This window comes from Amycolatopsis sp. NPDC003861 (genome assembly GCF_053605405.1).
Window position 1 is genome coordinate 1 of the sequence record NZ_JBSGJD010000408.1, and the last position, 5,340, is coordinate 5,340.

The 5,340-nt window shown below is 72.9% G+C and carries 7 protein-coding genes and 1 tRNA gene; 4 read left to right on the forward strand and 4 right to left on the reverse strand.

Annotated features, from left to right (window positions below):
* Positions 1-70: 70 nt before the first annotated feature.
* Positions 71-1,012 (reverse strand): Ldh family oxidoreductase, encoded by a 942-nt coding sequence (locus ACWEVN_RS46215; protein ID WP_452055501.1) that lies wholly within the window; start codon positions 1,010-1,012, stop codon positions 71-73.
* 101 nt (positions 1,013-1,113) lie between these two features.
* Between ACWEVN_RS46215 and ACWEVN_RS46220 the strand changes: the two genes are divergently transcribed.
* Positions 1,114-1,395: a DUF2277 domain-containing protein gene (locus ACWEVN_RS46220; protein WP_310968125.1), complete on the forward strand. Its 282-nt coding sequence runs from the start codon at positions 1,114-1,116 to the stop codon at positions 1,393-1,395.
* A 1-nt stretch (position 1,396) separates the two neighbouring features.
* On the opposite strand, the gene ACWEVN_RS46225 is transcribed toward ACWEVN_RS46220, so the two are convergent.
* Positions 1,397-1,831, reverse strand: a complete 435-nt coding sequence (locus ACWEVN_RS46225; RefSeq protein WP_452055502.1) for a VOC family protein — start codon at positions 1,829-1,831, stop codon at positions 1,397-1,399.
* A gap of 80 nt (positions 1,832-1,911) precedes the next feature.
* On the opposite strand from ACWEVN_RS46225, the gene ACWEVN_RS46230 reads away from it, so the two are divergent.
* A complete protein-coding gene (locus ACWEVN_RS46230; RefSeq protein WP_452055503.1) occupies positions 1,912-2,751 on the forward strand; it encodes a patatin-like phospholipase family protein in 840 nt (279 codons plus the stop codon).
* Here ACWEVN_RS46230 and ACWEVN_RS46235 read toward each other — a convergent pair.
* Positions 2,732-3,202 (reverse strand): hypothetical protein, encoded by a 471-nt coding sequence (locus tag ACWEVN_RS46235; RefSeq protein WP_452055504.1) that lies wholly within the window; start codon positions 3,200-3,202, stop codon positions 2,732-2,734. The genes ACWEVN_RS46230 and ACWEVN_RS46235 overlap by 20 nt on opposite strands.
* 64 nt (positions 3,203-3,266) lie before the next feature.
* On the opposite strand from ACWEVN_RS46235, the gene ACWEVN_RS46240 reads away from it, so the two are divergent.
* A tRNA-Ser gene (locus ACWEVN_RS46240) sits at positions 3,267-3,353 on the forward strand.
* A gap of 33 nt (positions 3,354-3,386) precedes the next feature.
* Here the strand turns inward: ACWEVN_RS46240 and ACWEVN_RS46245 are convergent.
* Positions 3,387-3,842: a MarR family winged helix-turn-helix transcriptional regulator gene (locus ACWEVN_RS46245; RefSeq protein WP_396136860.1), complete on the reverse strand. Its 456-nt coding sequence runs from the start codon at positions 3,840-3,842 to the stop codon at positions 3,387-3,389.
* 504 nt (positions 3,843-4,346) lie between these two features.
* Between ACWEVN_RS46245 and ypfJ the strand changes: the two genes are divergently transcribed.
* The gene (gene ypfJ / locus ACWEVN_RS46250) at positions 4,347-5,270 is read left to right on the forward strand and encodes a KPN_02809 family neutral zinc metallopeptidase (protein WP_452055505.1); all 924 of its coding nucleotides are present in this window, start codon (positions 4,347-4,349) and stop codon (positions 5,268-5,270) included.
* Positions 5,271-5,340 lie beyond the last annotated feature (70 nt).

A 5,340-nucleotide genomic window follows, 5' to 3' on the forward strand; every position in this document is an offset into this window, starting at 1 on the left:
TGCGCCCCAATGTGGCGTTCGGTGCGTCCAACGCACCCAACGCCACATTGGGGCGTTTGGGCGGGCCGGGTCAGCCGACGCTGGTCAGCGGTGGCAGGCCGAGCGCCCCGGCGAGCGCGTCCAGCTCGCGGCGCACCGGCCCGGCCAGCGGCACCCCCAGGGCCCGGCACTGCTCGAGGTGCTGGGCCTCGCGCCAGCCCGGGTAGCGGATCGGCGCGCCGCCGTCCCAGCCGAGCATGCTGCCGAACAGGGCGCTCGCCGCGCGGTAGAAGCCGTCGGCGCTGCGCAGCGTCGTCGGCGCGATCGCCAGCACCAGCAGGCCGGTGTCGTGCTCGTGGTCGGCGACGCCGGACAGCACGCCGGCGAGGACCTCGACCAGCAGCGTCAGCCCGGCCGCTTCCGCGCCGGGGCGGTCCATGTCGAAGACGAACTCGGGGTACGCGCCGCCCGGCGCGGCCATGCCCAGCGGGTTCATCGGCTGGCCGGGCTCGCCGCCCGCGGCCAGCACCAGCCCGATCATGGCGTGCGGCAGCGCGCGGGCGGCGTGGTGGCCGGCCCGGCCGAACGGCCCGATGCCGCGCAGCGAGACGAGCCCGACGCCGAAGCGGCCGGCCCGCGTCACCGCCCGGTCCATGGCGTCGCCGACGGCCCAGAGCCCGGGCGCGCGGCGGTAGTCGAGCAGTGCGGCGGCCCCGCGGTCGGCGATCATCAGCGGCTCGGCGTACGGCACGACGAGCCCGGTCTTCAGCAGCGGCAGGTGGACGCGGGTCAGGTCGGCGACCCCGGTCTCCGGCGAGCCGGTGAGGTCGCCGTGGCAGAGCGCTTCGGCGGCGATCCGGGCGCGGGTTTCGGGAAGACCGTGCGCGGCGAACACGTGGGCCACGAGGGTGACCAGTTCGTCGGCCCGCACGCGGGGCCAGGCCTGTTCCGGGATCGGGGTTTCCGGGAGTTCTTCTTCGAGGACGCCGGGTTCGGGGCGGGCGGAGCGGAACGGGCGCGGTCTGAGAGGCACTTCCCCGACCTTGCCCAGCGCCGCCGCGGGCGTCAACGACGACGGCCCCGGCCTACCCGACCGTGTGATCGAGTGGTCCGCAGCGACGTACCCTGGGCGGCATGTGCCGAAACATCACCACCCTGCGGGGGCTGCAACCGGCCGCGACGGGCGAGGAGATCGAGGCCGCGGCCCGCCAGTACGTCCGCAAGGTCACCGGCGTGCAGTCGCTGTCGCCCGCCACCCGCGAGCCGTTCGAGGCGGCGGTCGCGGAAATCACCCGGATCACCGCGCAGCTGCTGGAGGAGCTGCCCGAGCGCCGCCAGCCGCCGGCGACCGTGCCGCCGCTGCGCCGTCCGGAGGTGCAAGCGCGGATCGCCGCGAAGGCGTTGCGCCAGCCCTGAATCAGCGCACGGGCTGGGCGTAACCCCGCTCGCCGGTGTGGTCGGCTCTGTCGTCCTTCGACACGCTGTAGAGCCGGATCTCGGTGCCGTCGGGGTCGTTGAAGCGGACCATCCAGCCGGTGGTGGCTTCGATCAGCGGCGGGTGCTCGACGCCGAGCTCGTCCAGCCGCGCGAGCCACGCCTCGGCGGCCGCGCGGTCGGCGATCGAGAAGCAGACCGGGTCGAACCCGGCGAGCCCCGCGGCGGCCGTCTCCTGCACGCGCAACGCCACCGGCACGCCGTCGACACTCCCGGCCACGCCGCGCACGACGCCGTCGGCGTCCGGGAACTCGTGGGTGACGTCGAGCCCCAGCACGCGCTCGTACCACGCGCGGCTGCGCGCCAGGTCGCTCACCGGGAACTTGACGTGGTGGAAGCCTTCGATCTTCGCGGTCATCGCCGCCCCTCTCGCCTCGCCGGCCTGGAGCGTAGCGCCGGCCGCCGGAAACTGTCGGTCCCCGTCGTTAGGCTGCCCGCATGGGCGGACAAGCACTGGTTTTGGGCGGCGGCGGGGTCGCCGGGATCGCGTGGACGACGGGGTTGCTGGTGGGGCTGGCCGAGCACGGCCAGGACCTGACGGGCGCGGACCTGCTCGTCGGGACGTCGGCGGGGTCGGTCGTGGCCGCGCAGGTGGCGAGCGGCCGTCCGCTGGCCGAGCTGTACGCGCGCCAGGCCGATCCGGCCCTGCAGACGCCGGAGATCCCGGCCGAGATCGACTTCGAGAAGTTCGCCGCCGACTTCGGCGGCGCGGTCACCGGCGCGAGCGACCCGGCCGAGGTGCGCCGGGCGGTCGGGAAGCTGGCCTTGGCGGCCGAAACGGTGTCCGAGGCGGATCGCCGCGCGGTGATCTCGGCGCGGCTGCCGGTGCACGAGTGGCCGGCGCAGCGCCTCGTGATCGTGGGCGTGGACGCGGAGACCGGCGAGCCGCGACGGTTCGACCGCGAGTCCGGCGTCTCGCTGGTCGACGCGGTGGCGGCGAGCTGCGCGGTCCCCGGCGTCTGGCCGGCGGTGACCATCGGCGGCCGCCGGTACGTCGACGGCGGCGTCCGCTCGGCCGAGAACGCCGACTACGCGGCCGGCTTCCAGCGCGTGACCGTGGTTTCGCCGTTGGGGGCGGACGCCCCGCTGCCGATGGAGAAGCCACTGCTGGAGGTGCTGGAGGACCTGCGCACGGCGGGCGCACAGGTCGCGCTGATCACGCCGGACGAGGCGTCGAAGGCAGCGGTCGGCGAGAACCCGCTGGACCCGGCCACGCGCACGCCGGCCGCCGAAGCGGGGCGCGCGCAAGGTGCCGCGCTCACGCTGACCTGGTCCTGAGCGGCCGGGCCGGCACCAGCAGGCCGGCGATGCCGAGCAGCAGCCCGCCGCCCGCAACGGCGAAGATCCAGGTGCCCGGCAGCCGGGCTTCGCCGGCGGTGTCGGTCGCCATCTCGGCCTTGCCAGGCCAGTGGCGCACATCGAGGCGGCTGCCCCGGACGTAGCCGCGCCCGGTGCGGACGCGGGTGTGGCGGTCGTAGCTCGTGGGGGTCTGCACGTCCATGAGCCGGCCGTCGACGCGCGCGACGACCCGGCCCACGTCGACCACGCGTTCCACGGTCGCCGGGGCCACCACCGAACCGGCCCGCTCCCGCAGCGTGGCCGCGAGGAAGACCAGGCCGCCGAAGGACACCAGAGCGAGCGCCAGGCAGGCCATCGAGAACGCCGTCACCGGCGCACCCCGGGTGCCCGGCTCCCAGCCGGGGCCGTCCGGGTCCCATCGCGTGCGCATGCCGTGAGCACGCCGGAGGCGCGGCCCGGGTTGCCTCGGGCCGTCGGCTACGCTCGTGGTGCGAGGTAGCGTGTCCGAGCGGCCGAAGGAACATGTCTTGAAAACATGCGAGGGGGCAACCTCTCCGTGGGTTCGAATCCCACCGCTACCGCACTGAGAACCCGGGCGCCCGCCGCGCCCGGGTTCAGTTTTCCGGCTCCAGCAGGTGCGCCTGCACGCGCTCGAACGCCGCGGCGATCGTCGCCTGCTCCTCGGGGCTCAGCAGGTCGATGAGGTGCTCGCGCACGCCCTCCACGTGCGTCGGCGCCGCCTTCTCCAGCAGCGCCAGGCCCTCGTCGGTCGCCTCCGTGATCACACCGCGCTTGTCCTCCGGGTCACGCGCCCGCCGGACCAGGCCCGCCTCCTCCAGCTTGGCCACCTGGTGCGACAGCTTGCTCTTCGTCGACCCCATGTACATCGCCAGCTCGGACATCCGCATCCGGCGGCCGGGCTGCGACTGCAGGCAGACGAGCACTTCGTAGTCGGTCAGCGACACCTCGTGCCGTTCGGCCAGCTCCCGGTGCAGACGCTGCCGGAGCAGAAGGGTGGACACGACGTAGGAGCGCCACGCCGCCATCTCGGCATCGTTCAACCACCGCACCGCACGCTCCTCGGCCATAAGGCAGCGTAGAACGCTGATCAACGAACCGCGCGCTCCGACGCCGATCCGTCGGCCGGTGAAAACCCCGGCGCAACATCGCCCGAAGGTGGGGTTACGAAAAGGTTGAGACTCGGCCGGGAAAGGCGCATTCTGCTTGTCGGTGGACGGTCGGTCAGGGTAGACGGCACGGCTCTCCGCCAGGAGAGGTCAGGTGGTTGTGTGGCGGGTGATTCTCGCGGTTGACCGCCAGCTGCGTCCCCGCGACCGGAACGGACACCTACCGGTTCGGCCGCGATTGTGAACAGCCGAGAGCGGGCTTCCATGCGTATCACGCATACGGCGTCGGTCGGGCCTGGCTCCGGTCACGGCCTCGGAAGCCGTGATGACAGCGCCTGAACGCCGGCCCAGGAAGCGGCCAACCGCTCGACCAAAGACATACCTCGGTACAAGCCTGGGTGCGCCCGTCAGCGCGACGGCCGCACCCAGGCTCGTTAACATTTGCGGGTGAGATTCGACGACGACGCCGGTCTGGACGCCTCCGAAGTCCAGGACCTGCGCGGAAGCGGTGGAGGCGGCGGGATCGGCGGCCGCGTGGCGCTCGGCGGCGGTGGGCTCGGGATCGTCGGCGTGATCATCTACTTCGTGCTGTCCCAGCTGGGCGGGGTCAGCACCGGCGGCAGCGGCCTGAGCGGCGGGCTCGGCAGCGTCGGGTCCGGCCAGCAGGTCGACAACTCGAAGCTCGCCGGCGAGTGCAAGACCGGCGCCGACGCCAACAAGAACCACGACTGCGCGATCGTCGCGGTCGTGAACTCCGTCCAGGACTACTGGGCGCAGCAGTTCGCCCGCTCCGGCTCGACGTACCAGAAGGCCCCGACGAAGTTCTTCAACGGCGGCGTGCGCACCGGCTGCGGCAGCGCCACCTCCGACACCGGCCCGTTCTACTGCCCGGCCGACTCGGACGTCTACATCGACCTGTCCTTCTTCGACGAGCTGAAGACCCGCTTCGGCGCGCAGGGCGGGCTCTTCACCGAGGCGTACGTGCTCGCCCACGAGTACGGCCACCACGTGCAGAACCTGCTCGGCACCTCCCGCAAGGGCACCGGCACCGGCCCGACGTCCGGTTCGGTGCGGCTGGAGCTGCAGGCCGACTGCTACGCCGGCGTCTGGGCCAACCACGCCTCGACGACGCCGACCGAGAGCGGCAAGCCGCTGATCACCGACGTCACCCAGGACGACGTCAACTCCGCGCTGGACACCGCGTCCCGCATCGGCGACGACTACATCCAGGAGAACCTCGGCGGCGGCCAGGTGGACCGCTCGAAGTTCACCCACGGCACGTCCGCGCAGCGCAAGAAGTGGTTCACCACCGGCTTCCAGACCGGCGAACCCGCGCGCTGCGACACCTTCGGCACCAACAACCTGGGCTAGCAAGCGCCCCAATGTGGCGTTGGTTGCGTCCAGCGCACCCAATGTGGCGTTCGGTGCGTCCAACGCACCG